The sequence below is a fragment of the Paenibacillus polygoni genome (genome assembly GCF_030263935.1).
In the GTDB taxonomy this organism is placed as follows: Bacteria; Bacillota; Bacilli; order Paenibacillales; family Paenibacillaceae; genus Paenibacillus; species Paenibacillus polygoni.
On record NZ_CP127162.1, the window covers coordinates 2896941 to 2915083 of the forward strand.

Genomic DNA, 18143 nt, shown 5'->3' on the forward strand with positions numbered 1-18143 from the left:
GTACCATGTCCTGCGTATATCCAAGTTTAGATTGGATTCTTCAAAAGAATATCCCTGATTTCTTTCGTTTCGAATCCGAAATCACCAAATGAAATTACAACTCCTCCGAGCGTGGCATAGTAAAATACCTCTTCTGTTTCGATGACGGTACTTAAACTTAGAATCATCTCTCTTTTTATTCCGCCTTCATCTACGAAACCTCCACTAATATTGCCCCAGATTAGATGATCGCCTGATTGCAATGCTTCTATATCAAGCTCTGAACTGGATACCGTAAAAGGGTATTCCTTACCAAATATCGTTAAAACACCTTCCCCTTCCGCTTTATATAATTCTCCATTTGGCGAGAATGTTGCATCTAGCTTTAATGTATCTTGTTCGCTCATTTTATTGTAAAAATCAGGACTGCCAAACATCTTTTCAGCCATTTCCTCATTCGTTGCTGTCTTGAAATCTTCAGGCACAGCGTCAATATATGTACTTTGATAATGAATGGTAACTTCCCCATCTTCATTGAACTTCTGTTCACTTGGCATCCCTTTTATGAGTATGTACATAGCAAATACAACTGCAACTAATAATAGCAGTCCACCAATCGTACCTATCATTTTCTTTTTCTTCTTCATGCTGTTCCCCCTGTTGTTGTCTGAAAAAGTTGACCTTATATTATTTCTTAATTATATAAATCTCTTTTCTCATTTTCGCTATCATACTACCATAGAACATAAGAGATAACAAAATGAAGTATATCCCCATTAATTAATGAAAAACACCTCTCCAATGAACAAAGAGGTGTAGTAAATTTACCCGTAAATACGCCTATTTAAACTCTGGCCGGCACCTGTTCTCCCTGCCATAATAGCTGCATTTCTTCATTTTCTTCAAGCAGCTTATTTAGACTGCCTTCTGCTTCAATTCGCCCGTCCTTCATTACAATAATATGGTCCGCTTTAGTAAGTGCTGCTTTACGGTGAGATACGGCAATGCAGGTTACATTCTTCTCTTTAAATAATCCATCCCATACTAGCTGCTCTGTCTCTACATCCAGTGCGCTCGATAGATCATCAAATATGAACAAATCCGCTCCCGTCATGATCATACGTGCCGTTGCTGCTCGCTGAATTTGCCCGCCAGATAACATGACCCCTCGAGGTCCCACAAAAGTCTCGAGCCCTTGATCTAAATGGGTAATGTCTTTCTCCATAACAGCAAGACGAATGGCTTTATTTAAAGACTCATCTACACTCGATCTCTTTCCTTGGACAATATTCTCTTTTAGAGTATCACTGAATAAGCGAGGAACCTGCGGTGTATATGCGGCTCGTGGAGGCATTAAGAAAGTGGCAGGATCGACTTCCTCACCATTCCAGCGGACCGTGCCCCCTTGCTTCGGAAGAAGTCCAAGCAGCGTGCGAACAAGCGTAGATTTACCAGCACCAATTCGGCCTGTGATGACAATAAACTTCCCTCGTTCAAGACGAAAATTAATATCTGAAATTCCTTTATCTGAATTCGGATAATGGTAGGTTAAACGGTTTACCTCGAGGACTCTCAGCTGTTCATTCGGCTCTCTATGAATGATAGGTAGCTCAGGAGGTTCCTCATTCAAATAGATTTTTCGTGATTCAATGATTCGATCTTCTTCACCAAGACGAAACAAAGTACGCATTCGGTCAAACGATATTTTAAGGCGCTTATGTTGAAAAACCATGTACCCGAATAGCGAAATACTGTACCCGATATTAGCCAGATATGTGGTGAATAAAGCAAAATCTCCAACCGTAAATCGGCCTGCCTGCATTTCAGAAGCGCACATAAGAAGAATGAGACCCGTACATATGCTGATTACATGTTGATTGAGTGATTTCATCCACTGCTTAAACAGATTATCTTTCAGCGCCGCCTGACGGCGATCTTCATTCAATTTGGTAAAGCGATCATGAACATGATCTTCGGCCTGACCTAACTTCAGTGCTTGCACAGCACCAAAGGATTCTGCAATAAAACTGGTAATGCGCCCAGTTGCCTCTTTGTTTTTCTGTCCATATCTGCGGGCTCGATTCCCTGACAAATTATTAAGGAAAGTAACGAGTACAAGAGGTAAGACTGCCACCAGCATGATCTTCCAGTTGATACTCGCCATAATGCTGATCGATACGACCGAAAAAACAAGTTTCCCCCAAAAATCTACCCATGACTCTACATACTCTACAGTCTCATCCACATCATCTCGAAAACGAGTCATCGCTTCGCCTGGTGATGCAGGTAAATTTCGACCAGGCCAGCGCATTATGCCTGAGAGCATATTTGTACGAAGTATCGCTTGAATATGAAAGATATAGGTGATCCATTGATAGAATGCGGTAAAGAAAGTACCTACTCTGATGAATCTTACCACCGCAATAAAGATCAGCGGAACCGCAAGCCACATATAGTCATTTGAACTTGCAGCGGTTGCCCGATCAAAGAACCACTGCATGCCAATGCCGATAGCAAGAGGTAAAGAGTGAAATACACACCATAATACTCCATTAATTAAGAATAAAAAGGGATTATACCGAAATAATTTTCCTATAAATCCAGCTACCGTCATGCTAGTTCCTCCTCTGTGCCTGTCGCCAGCAGTCTTGCATAATGCGAATTTGGACGCTGTGCAAGTTCTTTCCGTGCCCCAAACTCTATGATTTCACCATCGCTTAGCACTAGAATTTTGTCCGCCTTCTCTAAGGTAGCCAGTCTGTGTGCAATAATAATGCCGGTGCACTCTTCCATTAGTTGATCTACTGCGATTTGCAGCATCGTTTCTGTGGCTGCATCCAGCCGAGAAGAAGGCTCATCGAGAATGACTAGACTCGGCTTTGTTAAAAAGACACGCGTTAAAGCAAATAGCTGTGCTTCCCCTGCTGATAGGGAGGATCCTCCCGCCGTCAAATGTGTATCCAGTCCGCTCGGCTGTGCATCAATCCATTTGCGAAGTCCCAGCTGTTCGGTCGTCTTCAGGATAGAACCATCAGACACACCTGCATCAAATAAAGTTAGATTGTCACGCAGGGAGCCGTCGAACAACTGTACATTTTGTGTAACCATGCCAACCCTGCGATAGAGTGCCGGAAGCTTCAGTGTAGTAATATCGATCCCACCCACACGAATCACTCCGCTGTCTATATTGTATAACCGAAGCAAGATACGGCTGAGACTCGATTTTCCGCTGCCTGTTCGCCCGATAATGCCAAGTCTTTCTCCCGGTTTAACTGTAAAGTTAATATTTCTGAGCACAGGTTTATCTTTGTTATAACTAAAGCTCACCTTTTCGAACTCTAGACCAAGAGCTCCTTGAGGAAGCAGCTCCTGTTCCCCATCCACAATACTGCTTCGATGGGATAGTAATTCTCTTGAACGAAGCATACCAGACTTTGCTTTTTGAAATTCTTGGACCTGATCGCCCAGCATCTCAATCGGGTCGTTTAACATTTGGGTATACTGGTAGATTAGAAAAAGCGTACCCAAACTGATTTGACCTATCAAATAGTAATGTACGCCAAGCAGCAGCACCGCAGTAACGGCTAAGGCAAATAAGATCACCGTCGTATTCCATGGGATGACCCGAATCATCCACGCTTTTCTTCCTTTTAGGAATACGGTCCGCATTAATTGATGAAATCGATTCATCACGTAAGGCACATTGCCGTTCGCTTGCACATCTTCAATACCAGCAATTCGTTCTTCAATGAGACCAAATAAGGAAGCACTTGCCTCACGCTCATCCTTTGACGGACCAACACCTAAATTACGAATGAACGCCATAAATAAGATCGAAACAAAGGTAAATACCGTCATAACGATAGCAATAGGCAAATTCACAGTGAACATGAACCCGAGAATTCCCGCGAGCAGAACAAAGCTTCCAATGACCTGAACGATAAACATGGAGAAAAAGTTCGAAATACTCGTCACGTCTCCATCCACGCGTTCAATCATCTCACCAGGCGTTTTCAAGTTATGAAACCGCATATCAAGCCTTAAACAGTGCTTCAATAAGTCTCCCCGAAGTCGGTTGGTCGCCCGCCAAGAGACATCGTTACCTAAATAGCTAACGGCTACATTTATGACCTGATTTAGAACAGCCACGACTAAAAATAGACCTGCCAGCTGTATAAGTGTAGTCAGTACACCTCCAGCTGCTGCCGTATCAATAAATCGTTTAATAATTTGTGGACTAATGAGCTGCAGTCCTGTTGAAACGAGTAACATAACTAGCAAGATTACTAATCGGCCTTTTACGGGTCTCAAATACTGAAACAACCAAGTCATTGATACTTTCTTTTCTTTTGTCATTTCTTTGGGCATATAGCCCACCCCCATATGTGTGTATGTAGATAAATGAAATCATTTCATTACAAAATGAATTCATATAACTTTGAACAAAAACAGTTTTAACAGTAAATATTTACCAGTTTACCGTATGTTTTCTTTTTTTCCTAGGTAAAAATAGTTATAAATTTCCGGCTGGATTTTTGGCTAAATATAATCACGATGCAAAAAAGCACCCTTTACAGGCCAACGCCTAATAAGGATGCTTGCTTTCTAATGAAATGAATTACTCGGCCCTAGAATACCTATGATACAGAGATGCTGCTCCCATCAGAGCTGCCTTATTTCCGAGTTCCGCAGGAAGGATCGGCGTATGTTGAAAACTATCTAAAAGCATCTCTCGTGTACTTTTTTCTATCCGTTTAACGAGCCAGGACTGTTCCATAATGCCTCCACCCACAATAACAGCAGGCGGATTAAAAATATGAATGAGCGTTGCTACCCCTCTTGAAACTTCTTTTTCCCATTTTTCCAATAGAGAGAGAAGTTCCACTTCCCCAGCATCTATTCGAGAGAATAACATTCTTCCATCTATGATTTTGGGATCAATAACCTGTGCTTTTTGGACAAGTATTTTAGTCGAGGCAGCGTTTTCATACATGCTATCCCACTTCGCATCTATATCATTAATAGGATACAGAAGCATATGTCCAAACTCACCAGCCGTTCCATTCATCCCCTTATAGATCTCACCCTGCATTACAATTGCTCCCCCGATACCGGTACCGAACGTAAGACATATAAAATCTGTAAATGAACGTCCTGCTCCTATCCAAGCTTCGCCTAAAGCTGCTGCATTCACATCATTTTCAACCTTCACTGGTTTATCAAATCGACCTTCAAGGATATCTTTTATCCGTACACCGGTATAATTCGGTATATTCGGGTTAGCGTACAAGATGGATCCATCTTGGGGATTAACTTGCCCGGCAGTACTGATCCCAATCGCTTCATATCCCTCGTAAGCCGACATATAATCCATTACCTGTTCGATAATATACATGCCGCCTTTAAAAGCTTCCGCTGCATATTCCTTATACTCTGTTATTTCGCCTAGAGAGCTGCAAAGCCCAAGCTTAATTGTAGTACCTCCGATATCACATGCCAGTATGTTCATTACTGGTTTCCTGCAAGAGGGGGATAACTTTGCCGAATGGAGTGTACAAATCGCTTGGTGATCTCATAAGGTCTCGTTATAGCAGAGCCTACGACGGCAGTATGAATACCGAGGTCGAATAAACGGCAAAGTTCCTCAGGAGTGGAAATCCCGCCCTCTGCAATCACGGGAATGGTAAGGTCTCTTACCAAGATTTCAGCCATTGCATAATCAGGAAGTTGCCGTCCTTTGGTTGCATCTGTATATCCGCTAAGTGTTGTCCCTACACAATCAAATCCAAGTTTCTCTGCTTGAACCCCTTCTTCGTAAGTAGAACAATCTGCCATAAAAAGCTGATTCGGATATTCCTTTCTAAGTTCTGGAAAGATCTGAGTGATGGTTGTGCCGTCCGGTCTCACTCGGTCAGTAGCATCGAGGGCTATGATATCCACACCTGTCTTTACTAAAGCATCGACTTCATTTCGTGTAGGAGTAATAAATACATCGAAACCGCTATACACTTTTTTTATAATTCCAATGATCGGTAATAGGACTTGTTTCTTAATCTCTTCAATATCCTCTACACTGTTCGCACGAATCCCCGCTGCTCCGCCGAGATAGGCTGCATATGCCATTCTCCCCATAATATACGGACTGTGAAGCGGTTCCTCTGGAAGTGCTTGACATGACACAATTAACTTCCCTTTTACGTTTTGGAGTACATGATTATTAATGGACATATTCTATCTCCTCCGTGATGATGTTTAGTTGTTACGTTCTGAAGTAAACCGGCTTTCTGCTTGTTGCAGGAGCGAGATGATCTCATTAATTCGAGTACTATCCTGTACTGTGATTCCTGCAAGCGGAAGTCTAACGCCTCCGATATTAACTCCCCTTCTTCGGAGCACTTCTTTAATACCTGCGTACATCGAACCATCCAAGGAACAAAGTGCCGTAATGATCTCATTAATTTCGCTCTGGATCTGTGTTGCTTCTCTGAATTTTCCTTGTTCAATATACTGATCCGCTATAAGGAAGAGCTCCGGCATCGCTCCGTATGTCCCTCCAATTCCTCCGTCAGCCCCCATGATTCTGCCTGCTACAAACTGTTCGTCCGGACCATTAAAGACAATGGAATCTTGCCCCCCCGTTCTTTTAAATCGCTCAATATCGAAAGTAGGCATCGATGAATTTTTGACTCCGATCACTTTTTTATTTTTCAGAAGCTCCTTATAGAGAGAAGTACGTAACGTATAACCCGTCGTCTGAGGGATGTTGTAGATTAGAAAAGGAAGTGATGTCGCCTCAATAATATCGTTCCAATAGCGGGAAACTGCATGATCTGGAAGAGTGAAATAGATAGGCGGAATCGCAGATAGAGCATCATAACCAAGGGAAGCTGCATGCTCTGCAAGTAGAATACTGTCTCTTGTAGAAGGCGCACCTACATGAGCGATTAACGTCATTTTCCCTTTCAAACGGTCGGCAACAAAAGTTAGTACCGCTTTACGCTCTTCTAAATTATGATAAATGCATTCTCCTGAGCTGCCCCCAACATATACACCGTGCACTTGTTTCTGAAGATAATAGTCACATAAAGTGTAAGTACGCTCCTGCGATATTTGACCTTTTTCGTCATAGCAAGCATAAAAAGCAGGAATAATCCCTTTGAATTTCGACAAATCAAACGTGGTTGTCATAACTCTCCCTCTTTTCCTGAAAAAATAGAGTGCCATACTTCCCTTTTAGCTCTGCCTCAAATCTGATCATTTTGTAACGAATTATCCTTTCACTGCCCCCATCGTAATCCCTTGCGTAAATGCTTTTTGAAATAAGAGAAAGATCGTAATCATCGGAAGGGAAGCTAGTGCGGCTCCTGCCATCAGTACTCCATAAGGGGTTGTATATTCGCCTTGAAGAGTCGCAAGACCTAAAGGAAGGGTCATCATCGGTGTGGATCTTGTGATAATCAGCTGACTGAAATAATCATTCCACGCGTTAATAAAAGTGAAGATGGCCAGTGCTCCAAGTGCAGGTTTCAGCAGCGGCAGAATAATCGTTGCAAACAATCGAATTTCGGAGCATCCATCGATTTTGGCTGCTTCCATTAATTCAGAAGGAATCGTCTGTGCGAATTGTTTCATCAGAAAGACACCGAACGGCCACCCAATGGCGGGTAAGATAAGGCCCTTATACGTATCAATCCAGTTCAAATCGGCTAACATCGTAAACAGCGGTACAAGAATTACCTGCTTAGGAAGTGCCATCGCAGATACAAACAGAATAAAAATAAATTTCCGTCCAGGAAACATCTTTTTTGCCAGCACATATCCTGCCATGGATGCCGTTAAGCAAACCCCAATCATTTCGGAGGATGCTACAAAAAAACTATTGAATCCCCAGCGCCATACCGGATTCTTGAAGAGGGCTCTGAAATTATCAAGTGTCGGTTCTTCTGGAAACCACTGAGGCGGTATGGCAACCGCTACATTTTGTACCTTAAATGCACCAGTGACAATCCAGTAAAATGGAAACAGAAACAATAGTGCCAAAAAAATGAGCAGCAGATTAGCAAGAAGGGAAGGGATACTGGGCGTCTTTTTTCTCAGATTTGTTCCGCTTGATAATGGTCTTGGACGGGATCCTGTAATTTTCGAGAAAAACATCATGCCTTATGCCTCCTAGTACTCAACATCACTGCCGAGATATTTAAACTGAATAAATGAAATGGCACCGATGACGATAGCAAGAATAACGCCCATTGCGGCTGCAATCCCGAAATTACCTAATTTAAAGGCTTGCTCATATACTCCGTACATCACGGTAGATGTCGCGTACATCGGACCACCGGAGGTTAGCAATTGAATAATCGCAAATACCTGGAACGTATTGATTGTGGTAATGACGATAATGTACAAGTTCGTTGGCATCAGCATGGGCCACAATATGTTTTTAAATATTTGCCAGCTGTTTGCCCGGTCCATTTGCGCAGCTTCAATATAAGATTTCGGAATATTACCGAGTGATGCGACATACAGGATAATCGGTTGTCCAACTGACGTTGTTATCAGAACTGCTATAATAGCTAGAAGTGCTGTTCGTGTATCACCCAGCCAGTTTATAGGTTCCATTCCAAATAGGCTTGTAAGGTAGTTAAGTATTCCATAATTGGTATGGTAGATCGATGCCCAGACAACTGTAATACTGACAACAGAGGAAACAGCGGGTAGATAAAAGATCCCTCTGAATAGGGAACGTATCCCTTCTGATTTTTGATAAATCATCATGGCTACATAGAGAGAAAAGATGACGACAACGGGGACGGCGATTAAGACGATAAGCATTGTGTTCCACATCGATTTACCGAATGTTTCGTCCTGGAAAAGATGCTGGTAATTATCAAACCCTATAAAATCAAAGTCACGAAGTGTATAGGAGAAAAAGCTGATGTAGATCCCTTTCAGCATTGGATAAGCAACAAATATACTAAAAAATGCTAGTGCCGGGAGTAAAAACAAATAACTTGCGATCCAGTCCCGCCATATGTACTGCTTATTTCGAAAGAATGTAAGATTCATGATTCCCCTTCTTTCCTCACATCTGTACTAAAAGAGAAGCGTGCGTGAAAGCACGCTTTCTCTTTTTGGTACACAGATCTTATTTTGCTGTAGCTGCTTTGGCTTTTGTAATCGCTTCATTCGCTTTGGTTGCAAATGTGTTTAATGCTTCTTCGCCGCTAGCTGCACCTAATAGAGCACGTTGTAATTCTGGGAACCAGAACGTACGAACTTCGGCATAACCATCTGCAATGGTCGGCGGATCTGTCACAAATTTCCGTGCAAGCTCGGAGTATTCATATTCTGAATCGTCATATAATCCAGTGATAGAATTCCGAACCGACAAACCGCCTGTCTGAATTAAGCTTTTTTTACCCCATTCCGGGTCATTCGCGACAAAATCAATGAATGTTTTGGAAGCAGTAATCTTAGCTTCATCATCATTATTAAAGATCGCCATACCTCCAAGATAAGGTTCGAGCTTTGGCTCGCTTCCATCCAGTGTTGGATAAGGAAGAAGAACATCTTCAAACTCTGCTTGTTTTAACGGAGCATTCTGTGCTCTAAGTACAGCGGAATAGTTAATACTGAAAGCAAGTTTTCCTTGCAAGAACAAATCATTGACGTCTGCAGCAGCAAGTGATGCCGATCCTGATATGACTAATCCGTCTTTCTCCGCCTGTACAAGCCAGTCCAGCGCAGCTCCTGCTTCCTTCGTATTAATAGCCACCGCACTTCCCTCTTCATTCAGAAATCTGGAAATACCAAGGTTTGCAAGGTAACCGCGTGTTCCTTGGTCTCCTGCTTGGCTTTTTGCATAGAATCCGGAAGGAATGACGTCCGGTGCTTTTTCTTTTACTGCCTCAAGAGCTTTCTTATATTCATCAAATGTCCAGGTGCGATCCGGTTTATCTAAGGGAAGAAGATCAAGTGCTCCGATTTTCTCAAAGACAGTCTTGTTGACAGCCATCATAAAAGGAGCCGTATTTATTGGATACATATAAATGGTTTCATCTACTACTGACTGCTTCCAAAATGCAGGGGCAATGTCATTTTTGATTTCATCTGTAACCATGTCATCCAGCGGAGCAAGTAAGTCTTTTTTCGCCCAGTCAATAATTCGGCCTGGCGCATCATAGATTACATCCGGCGCGGAGTTTGTGGCGATCGCTACATTCAGTTTCTCTGGTCCTCCATCATAGGTAATCATCTCGAGATTCACTTTAATTTCAGGATGTTTTTGATTAAAGGCCTCAATTAACTGTTTCTCGTACTTCCCTACTTCCCCGTCAAGGGCTTGATATGTAGGGAAATTCCACCATGTAATCTCTACCGGTTTATTTGTATCTGCCGGTTTTTCTGCTGTGTTCCCTTTCTCCCCGCTGTTTGGGGTGGATGTTCCACCTTCTTGATTTGGACTACAAGCAGCTATCATAGAAACCATGAGAAGTACGGAAATAAAACCAGTGATCCGTTTCTTTACAGCGATCATTGCCATTCCCCCTTGTTAGTCGATACTCGAAAAATTTCTTTTCGTGATCTATCTCAAGAATAATGTAAAATTCGCGGAGCGAGAATCCCTGTAATTTGAGATCTGGGACACAATTTTTACTTATTTATAGGGAACTATCTTTACATATCCCTGCATTTTGTATAATGATTGTTAAAAACATCACCTATTAACTTGTCTTAGTAATGAAATCCTTCAAATGCGAGGTGCTACCTATGTGTAAGCTGCTTATAGTGGAAGATGAATGGATCATACGAACCGGACTGAGGCAGTATTTTCCGTGGCAGGAACTAGGCGTTAACGACATTTATGAAGCTGAAAACGGAGCAGATGGATTACAACTTGCACTTGAAGTGAGACCCGATCTTATCATTAGTGATATTCGGATGCCTGAAATGAACGGACTTGAGATGATTGAGCAGCTGCGTCCGCTTCTGCCTGATACTTTTTTTATCATCCTAACGGGGTATAACGAATTCGATTACGCGAAGCAGGCCATTCGCCTCGGTCATATTCAGGATTATTTGCTGAAACCGCTGGAGTACGAGGAGAGCATGAGATCAGTCCAGAATACAGTCCAGTTCATTCAAGCGAAAAAAGAGGAGCAGAAGAAGAGATTAATGCTAGTGGAGGAACAAAACAAATGGAATCAGAGTGAACTTATAAAACAGTTATTAGATTCTAACTTTGATAAAAAATTGCCTGACAAACCGTTTTCTTTGTCCTATCCATTAGAATCTGAGCATGCGATGTACATTCCCATTGTCAGTACCCACATTGCTCCCTATGGAAGCCTGTCCTTACCGGATCTAAATTGGACCGGTGAAATGTTACAATTCATTGCAGATCATATACCGATCGTTCCAATATGCTTGGAGGAACATTCTTCCCCCCTACTCTCGTACCTCCATCAGAACCGATTATATGTGATTGTTTGTTGTCAGCATGTGAACCCGAACGATCACAACCTTGCTGCAGCGCTGAAAAAGGTAAATCAAGGTCAAACACATAAAACGTATATTTCTATTGGGCATCCCTCGTCCTCCCTGTACGAGATGGGAGAACATTTTAGATATACGGAGGAATTGTTGTTACTTCGTTACTCCGAGCGGGAAACCTACTTCTTCTCTCCTAACTCAAATTCTTCTCATCCAAAAGCAGAGTTTTCGGCCATAAGACTGGATGGAATGGAGAAAGTACAACTCATGACCACACTCGAACAAAAAGATACAACGGCTCTTCGTAAGCTTATTCTCAATTTCTCTCATCGTACTTATCAACTGAACTTAAGGGGAAATTCGCGTCAATGGCTCATTTTTCTTCAAGAGGTCATTAGCTTAATCCTGCGCTATACGGATCATCATCATCCGTTGTCCTCCGAAATCTATAGTGAACAATTGATTAAACTACGCTTTATAGAAGATTTCCAAACTTCAGAGCAGTTGTTTACCTGGCTAGCCGATTGGGCAGAGCAGATTATTTCTAATCCAGAACAGAGTGGCAGCAGCGGCCTGTCCGAAACGAACGATACGTACATCTTTTTAGAGATCGAAAAGTTTATGAAGCAGCATTTGGATCATGATCTCTCACTTCAGATGGTCGCAGAGCGATTTTTCTATAACCCTTCTTACCTAAGCCGATTATTCAAAACAAAATTAAATAAAAACTATATGACTTACGTTACGGAACTTCGTATCGGATACGCCAAAGAATGTCTGAAAGACCCTAGTCTTCTCATCAGCGATGTTAGTCTGATGTGTGGGTACAAAAGTTACAAGCATTTTGTAAAAACATTTCGCAGTATTACTCACATGACACCAACCGACTATCGCAAACGAATAGGGATGTGATTTTATTTGGAGCTGCTCACCCATTGGCTGAAACAATTTCACTTCAAACGTGTAAATCAGCAAATTTTCGTCCTCATGATTCTCATCATCACGATTCCTCTTGCCGTAATGTCATGGTTTATCTACTTATTTTCAGTGCAATCGATCAAAAATGAATATCAGAACAGTGCCAATCTGATTCTAAACAATCTTTCCTTTAACATTGATCAATATTTGCAAAGTATTGAAAAAGGAACGCTGAATGCTCAGCTTGACAGCAGTCTTCAGGATTCCCTTTACAGATGGCTGCAGCATCCGGAAGAAGACCAAAACTATCAATATCGAAATGTCATTGAACAGTTTGTCAGTACCATCGAAATTACGATTAAAAATGTAGACAGTGTTCAGATTTATGCAGGAAATCGAGTCTTTTATTCAGCTGATTTTAATCGTTACAGTTATGTAGAGACTGACTTCCTAAATAAGCCATGGTATCAGGAAATTTTGAAAGGAAAAGGGAAGATTGTCCTCTTTGGTACACATACTCCTTTTCACCGAATCGGAGGAGAGCAAGAGCATTCTGTCATTTCCATCGGTAGAGTTATTAATATTACCGGCAGCAAACAGCCGCTGGGTGTCATTCTTGTTGACCTCCGCCCAGATTCACTAAAAGAAATTCTCAGTCTCTCAGAAAACAGTAACCAAAGCTTCATCATTGTAGATGAGAAGGGAAGCACCGTGTATGCATCTGCGAGAGATTACAAAGGGAAAACTGAAGTAGACGGTGAAGAAACGATGCTCGAGAAGTCGGTATTGGAACAAGTCACGAAGCAATCTTCGGGTAACTTCTATGCTTCTGTTCAGGGAACCCCATCCTATATTAATTTTGTCACCTCTGATTACTCGGGCTGGAAAGTCATTCAATATGTAGATGAAAAACAAATGACGAAAAACGCGGAGTTTCTTCGTTTTATCTTGCTTGGATTTGCGGTATGTACACTGCTCGTAGCCTTGTTATTTCTTGCGATCCTCTCTGCTAGAGTGACAAAACCTATCATATTGTTAAGCAGACAAGTCCGTGCTGTAGGTTCGGGGAATCTGAATATACAACTCAATACGAATCGTAAGGATGAGTTTGGTATTTTATATCAAGGGATCAGTAATATGGCGGAAGATTTGAAGAATAACCTTGAAAAAACATCTGATATGCTGGCTCAGCAAAAATTAGCGCAATATGGGGCATTAAAAAGCCAGATCAATCCTCATTTTCTCGCCAATGCACTCGAATCAATTCAGATGAAAGCGGTGATTTCAGGACAACGAGATATAGGGGAAATGGTTGGGCTTCTGGGAAGAATGTTCAGAGTACATATCCAGACTGGCAAAGAACTTGTGCCCTTAGAAGAAGAACTCGCTCATACTCGTCTTTATATTCAAATCCAGCAAATGCGTTTTGGAGATAAAATCAAATATCGTGAAACTTGCGATCCAGCAGTTCTCCAGCTGCCTGTCGTTCATTTCTCACTTCAACCCTTAATTGAAAATGCGATTGTACATGGACTGGAGCAAAAAAAAGGAACCGGTAATTTGGAGGTGACTGCTGAAATCGTAGATCAAGTCATGTGTATTGAGATTAGAGATGATGGAGCAGGCATTAGTGAAGATCAGCTGCTTGAGATTCGCAACAAACTTTATGACCCGGCAAGCAGCCTTGATATGGATCATATTGGCATCAAAAATGTCCATGACCGGATTCAGTATCATTTTGGCGATCCGTATGGTTTACATGTAGAGAGCAGTTCAGCTGGTACCAAGATTACTATCCTATATCCGGCTCATCATTCGCATGATTTTCCTGAGAAAAGCTAGAAACCCATATCTCCTCCTACCGTTCCTGCGTTTCTATATTGCCAGCGGAAGCTCCATGTAAAAGGAGTTCTAACAGGATCCCATCCACCCATATTAGGGACAGTATTTTTCTACTATTACAACAAAAAAAGAACCAGCAATGCCGGTTCTTTTTTTGTTCTTTTTTTCTCATGTGAATTAGCTGCTTACCTTAGGAAAATATCCAATATCTACGGCATGTTTAATTAGTTGATGAATAAAAGATTCGTCCGGTTCAGCACATACTACACCTGTCTCTATCAGATGCTCTAATGTTTGCGGACAAGCATAACGAAATGCTGAATTTTTCGCTCCATCGCCTTCCAGCTGCGCCATAGCCAGTTCAAGTCCTGTCTGATCTTTCGGTTCTGCAGGATTCAGCAGCCAAGATTCAAACTCAGGGAGTCCTAACAATTTAATCTCATAACCATAGTTGGTAAAGTATTCAACCATTTGTTCATACGAAACTGCAACCGGATTACAAATGTGGAACACCTTACCGACCGTTTCCTTCTGAAGAGCTAGAGCAATGATGGCTTCCCCCGCATAATTTATCGGAGTCAGATCAACTTCCCATCTTACATTAGGCGCCTTCTCTAATAGAAGCATTGCTTTTAGCATCCGGTAGAATGCATTCTGATCAATATTTTTCTGGAAGACCCCTGTCGTAGAATTGCAAGAAAGATTCCCCACACGATAGATACTAGCGGCTACGCCCTCTTCCTCGCCATATTTCACAACAAGCTTCTCAGCTTCGAGCTTACTGTTCGTGTATACATTCTCAATATAGGAAGTTTCGTAACCTGATCCCTGAACAACACCATCCCATTGACCGTTAAAAGCTAAATCCTCCGGTATACCCAGTGTAGAAATAAAATGGAAACGGGTATCAGGTTTTTTCTTCGCTAGTTTCAGGAGTCGTCTCGTACTATCAATGTTCACACTTGCAAAATGTTCAGAATCCCCGAAATGTTTTACATCAGCACCGCAGTGTACAATCGAATCAACCAGCTTATCTACGAGCATCCGGTCTGCTTCACTAAAACCAAGGTTTTCTTGTGAGAGATCTCCTTCAATAATGACTACACGGTTATTCATCACTTCTGCAATCGAACTTCCGAAGTATCCCTCCATTACATCCGTTAATCGCTCCAAAGAAGACTGCTCACGGGAAGGGCGTACCAGACAATAAATAACGGCTTCTGATTTATGTAACAATTCATAGAGCAGATGGGATCCTAAGTAACCTGTCGCACCAGTAAGTAAAATATTATTTTGTTTCGACAAGTTCTCTTCCCTGGCTTGGTCTGAACCAAAGATAAGCGGATATTCTACCAAATCTTGAATCGGAAGGTTAGCCAGATCTGCTGCATCTTGAAGCATCTCTTCTCTACCCATCTCTTCTATTCTCTCTGATAATTTTGCGATCGTAGGGTACACGAAGAAATCATTAATTTTCAGCTGCGGAAAATGAGGTTTTAAAATTACTAGAATTTCTAGAATTTTTAGTGAATACCCTCCAATTTCAAAAAAGTCATCATGGACACCGATTCTAGTGAGTCCCAGCGCTTTTTGCCAAGCTTCGCTTACTTGTATCTGTAATTCATTCTCAGGAGCTTCATATTCAGTATCGTCATGGTCTATATTTATTTCGTACAGAGCTAGTTTTTTACGATCCAGTTTGCCTGTAGGTGATAAAGGCATTTGTTCTAAATGGTTAAAGTATTTAGGGATCATGTAATTTGGAACCTTTTTGCTTAAAAATTGTACAAGATCACTTTGGGCAATTGCCTGTCCATGATTTGATGTATAAAATCCTACCAAAATCTTTGTACCATCTTGGTCTTGTCTTGCTAAAACAACGATATCTTTAACGAGTTCATGCTTAGCTAAATTATCTTCAATCTCTCCAATTTCAACCCTAAAACCTCTGATTTTCACCTGAAAATCTTTTCTTCCTCTATACTCGACTTCGCCATTTGGCAAAAGTCTAACCAGATCTCCCGTCCGGTAGAGTGTTTTTCCAGAACCTTCTGTAATCGGATCAGCTATGAATACTTCCTTTGTTTTTTCCGGTAAATGCAAGTATCCTTTCGCAAGACCCATCGAACTAATCAAGAGTTCACCCGTCACACAGGTCGGACAAAGCTTATTATTCGCATCCACCACATAGAGTTCATAGTTCGCAAGCGGCTTACCTATACTTACAGTTGAGATATGTTCTGGAAGTTCGTAGTCAATCACATGTGCTGTTGCAACAGAAGTAATCTCTGTCGGTCCATATAGATTTATAACAGGTACGGATAGTTTTTTCTGGAGCATTCTTACCATTTCACCAGGCAGAGCTTCCCCTGCAACCGCAATACTTTTAATATTACGATAACTATGTATTTCATTTTCTGGCAAATGGGCTGCAAGCTGATTGAAAAAGACCGTCGGCAAAATAGCAAATCTTGTAGCTCCTGTTTGTTTTACGGCCTCTGTAAAAGCATCAATAGAGAAACGTTCTTCATCTGCTAACAAATGAAGTCTGGAACCACTGACAAGTGAACTAAATAAATCATACACCGAAGCGTCAAAACTGAAAGTAGAATACTGTAAGATGATATCTTGCTCCGTCAACTGGAGATGGTCCATAGTGCCGAACGCCAAATTCACTACACCCTTATGAGAAATGAGTGCTCCTTTTGGTTTCCCTGTTGAACCGGATGTATAGATAACATAAGCTAGATCATCTCCGTTCAAGTCTATAGCAGGAGTAACATTCGTATCTACCTCGGATGACTCCATACTCACCTGCGGATAAATAATTAATGGTTTTACTTCGAAATCTGATAATAGTGAATTTAATTTTGCTGTGAAATCTGGCTGAGCTAATATCAGTCTTGACTTCGTATCTTCAATAATATAGGCATTTCTTTCATCCGGATGGGAAGGATCAAGCGGAACATAAGCTCCCCCGGCTTTGATAATACCAAACAGACTCACAATAGTAGTAAGACTGCGCTCCATAAAAATAGATACGAACTCACCCTTCTGCAGTCCATTAGAGAGCAGCATCTGAGCTACACAAGTAGATAGATGATTAAGCTCCTGATAAGTGATCTCTTGGTCACCATAGGAAATGGCGGTCCGCTCAGGATATTTCTCTACTGTCGCAGCAAACATGGCTGTAATTGTTAGTTCAGAAGGCAGATCTTTCTTCTTATTATTGAGCTGCTCGTAGGCGGCTAAATCTGCAGGTGTTACTATAGAAATTTGATCAATTGGCATATTCATATGTTCAATGAGCTCGTTACAGAGATATACATAATTATCGCTAAACTTGCGAATCGTGGATTCTTCATACAGCTCTTGTGCATAGGTAATATGAAGTTTCCAGCTATCCAGCACTCCCTGCCCTACAAACCAATGTAAATCACTGTTCGGATGGTGAAGCTGATCTCCATAGAGCGTATGGAAAGCTATAGTTTGACCTAGAAATTCCCCGATTTCTGCCAGTGTATGATCCGTTTCTTCGATTGCTTTCAGCTTCATGTCTACTTGATCATATACGGTTTGAAAGTTTTCTGATCCACTTAGCATGATGCGCAGTGGGAGAATACCGCCTTTATGATCGCTCACTCCGACCAGCAAATCTTTATCACCACTCATCTTGTACAAAAATACGATATAACTTGAGAGCATCCAAGTGTTCATATCATACAAAGAATGTAGTTGTTCAAATCTTGATAGCTTTCCAGTCAGTGAAATGTCCATTTCCTTCATGGTTCTGCCTGACATCTTTGCCGGATAGTCTGTATACATATAAAATCCTGGCAAAGGCAGCTGTAACTCGTTCATCCAATACTCTTTGCCATGTCTAGTTAGTAGTGTTGTATTCAAAATTAATC

The 18143-nt window shown here is 41.6% G+C and carries 12 protein-coding genes; 2 read left to right on the forward strand and 10 right to left on the reverse strand.

Annotation, left to right across the window (positions count from 1 at the left end):
- Nucleotides 1-26: 26 nt before the first annotated feature.
- The 9 genes from QPK24_RS13925 to QPK24_RS13965 form a co-directional block, all read right to left on the reverse strand.
- Nucleotides 27-626: a hypothetical protein gene (locus tag QPK24_RS13925; RefSeq protein WP_285742029.1), complete on the reverse strand. Its 600-nt coding sequence runs from the start codon at nt 624-626 to the stop codon at nt 27-29.
- A gap of 197 nt (nt 627-823) precedes the next feature.
- Nucleotides 824-2593 (reverse strand): ABC transporter ATP-binding protein, encoded by a 1770-nt coding sequence (locus QPK24_RS13930; RefSeq protein ID WP_285742032.1) that lies wholly within the window; start codon nt 2591-2593, stop codon nt 824-826.
- Complete coding sequence (locus tag QPK24_RS13935; protein ID WP_285742033.1) at nt 2590-4347, reverse strand: ABC transporter ATP-binding protein; 1758 nt, start codon at nt 4345-4347, stop codon at nt 2590-2592. The genes QPK24_RS13930 and QPK24_RS13935 overlap by 4 nt, the downstream gene beginning before the upstream one ends.
- A 250-nt stretch (nt 4348-4597) precedes the next feature.
- Entirely contained in the window at nt 4598-5488 is an 891-nt protein-coding gene (locus tag QPK24_RS13940) for an ROK family protein (protein WP_285742035.1), read from the reverse strand.
- A complete protein-coding gene (locus QPK24_RS13945) occupies nt 5488-6207 on the reverse strand; it encodes an N-acetylmannosamine-6-phosphate 2-epimerase (protein ID WP_285742037.1) in 720 nt (239 codons plus the stop codon). Before QPK24_RS13945 ends, QPK24_RS13940 begins: the two co-directional genes overlap by 1 nt.
- A 24-nt stretch (nt 6208-6231) precedes the next feature.
- Entirely contained in the window at nt 6232-7167 is a 936-nt protein-coding gene (locus tag QPK24_RS13950; RefSeq protein WP_285742039.1) for a dihydrodipicolinate synthase family protein, read from the reverse strand.
- An 81-nt stretch (nt 7168-7248) separates the two neighbouring features.
- Nucleotides 7249-8136 carry a carbohydrate ABC transporter permease gene (locus QPK24_RS13955; RefSeq protein WP_285742041.1) on the reverse strand — a complete coding sequence of 296 codons (888 nt, stop codon included), beginning with the start codon at nt 8134-8136 and terminating at the stop codon, nt 7249-7251.
- Between the two features lie 12 nt (nt 8137-8148).
- Nucleotides 8149-9045 (reverse strand): carbohydrate ABC transporter permease, encoded by an 897-nt coding sequence (locus tag QPK24_RS13960; RefSeq protein WP_285742043.1) that lies wholly within the window; start codon nt 9043-9045, stop codon nt 8149-8151.
- A gap of 79 nt (nt 9046-9124) precedes the next feature.
- The gene (locus QPK24_RS13965) at nt 9125-10516 is read right to left on the reverse strand and encodes an extracellular solute-binding protein (RefSeq protein ID WP_285742045.1); all 1392 of its coding nucleotides are present in this window, start codon (nt 10514-10516) and stop codon (nt 9125-9127) included.
- 233 nt (nt 10517-10749) lie between these two features.
- On the opposite strand from QPK24_RS13965, the gene QPK24_RS13970 reads away from it, so the two are divergent.
- Nucleotides 10750-12384 (forward strand): response regulator, encoded by a 1635-nt coding sequence (locus tag QPK24_RS13970; protein ID WP_285742047.1) that lies wholly within the window; start codon nt 10750-10752, stop codon nt 12382-12384.
- Nucleotides 12385-12390: 6 nt separating this feature from the next.
- Complete coding sequence (locus tag QPK24_RS13975; RefSeq protein ID WP_285742049.1) at nt 12391-14232, forward strand: cache domain-containing sensor histidine kinase; 1842 nt, start codon at nt 12391-12393, stop codon at nt 14230-14232.
- Between the two features lie 177 nt (nt 14233-14409).
- Here QPK24_RS13975 and QPK24_RS13980 read toward each other — a convergent pair whose 3' ends face one another.
- On the reverse strand, nt 14410-18135 hold the full coding sequence (locus tag QPK24_RS13980) for a non-ribosomal peptide synthetase family protein (RefSeq protein WP_285742051.1): 3726 nt from the start codon (nt 18133-18135) through the stop codon (nt 14410-14412).
- Nucleotides 18136-18143 lie beyond the last annotated feature (8 nt).

Coding starts and splice junctions, on each gene's coding strand:
- QPK24_RS13935 (WP_285742033.1), bottom strand. CDS start 4,347: ATGCCCAAAGAAATGACAAAAGAAAAGAAAGTATCAATGACTTGGTTG.
- QPK24_RS13930 (WP_285742032.1), bottom strand. CDS start 2,593: ATGACGGTAGCTGGATTTATAGGAAAATTATTTCGGTATAATCCCTTT.
- QPK24_RS13955 (WP_285742041.1), bottom strand. CDS start 8,136: ATGATGTTTTTCTCGAAAATTACAGGATCCCGTCCAAGACCATTATCA.
- QPK24_RS13965 (WP_285742045.1), bottom strand. CDS start 10,516: ATGATCGCTGTAAAGAAACGGATCACTGGTTTTATTTCCGTACTTCTC.
- QPK24_RS13945 (WP_285742037.1), bottom strand. CDS start 6,207: ATGTCCATTAATAATCATGTACTCCAAAACGTAAAAGGGAAGTTAATT.
- QPK24_RS13925 (WP_285742029.1), bottom strand. CDS start 626: ATGAAGAAGAAAAAGAAAATGATAGGTACGATTGGTGGACTGCTATTA.
- QPK24_RS13970 (WP_285742047.1), top strand. CDS start 10,750: ATGTGTAAGCTGCTTATAGTGGAAGATGAATGGATCATACGAACCGGA.
- QPK24_RS13950 (WP_285742039.1), bottom strand. CDS start 7,167: ATGACAACCACGTTTGATTTGTCGAAATTCAAAGGGATTATTCCTGCT.
- QPK24_RS13940 (WP_285742035.1), bottom strand. CDS start 5,488: ATGAACATACTGGCATGTGATATCGGAGGTACTACAATTAAGCTTGGG.
- QPK24_RS13960 (WP_285742043.1), bottom strand. CDS start 9,045: ATGAATCTTACATTCTTTCGAAATAAGCAGTACATATGGCGGGACTGG.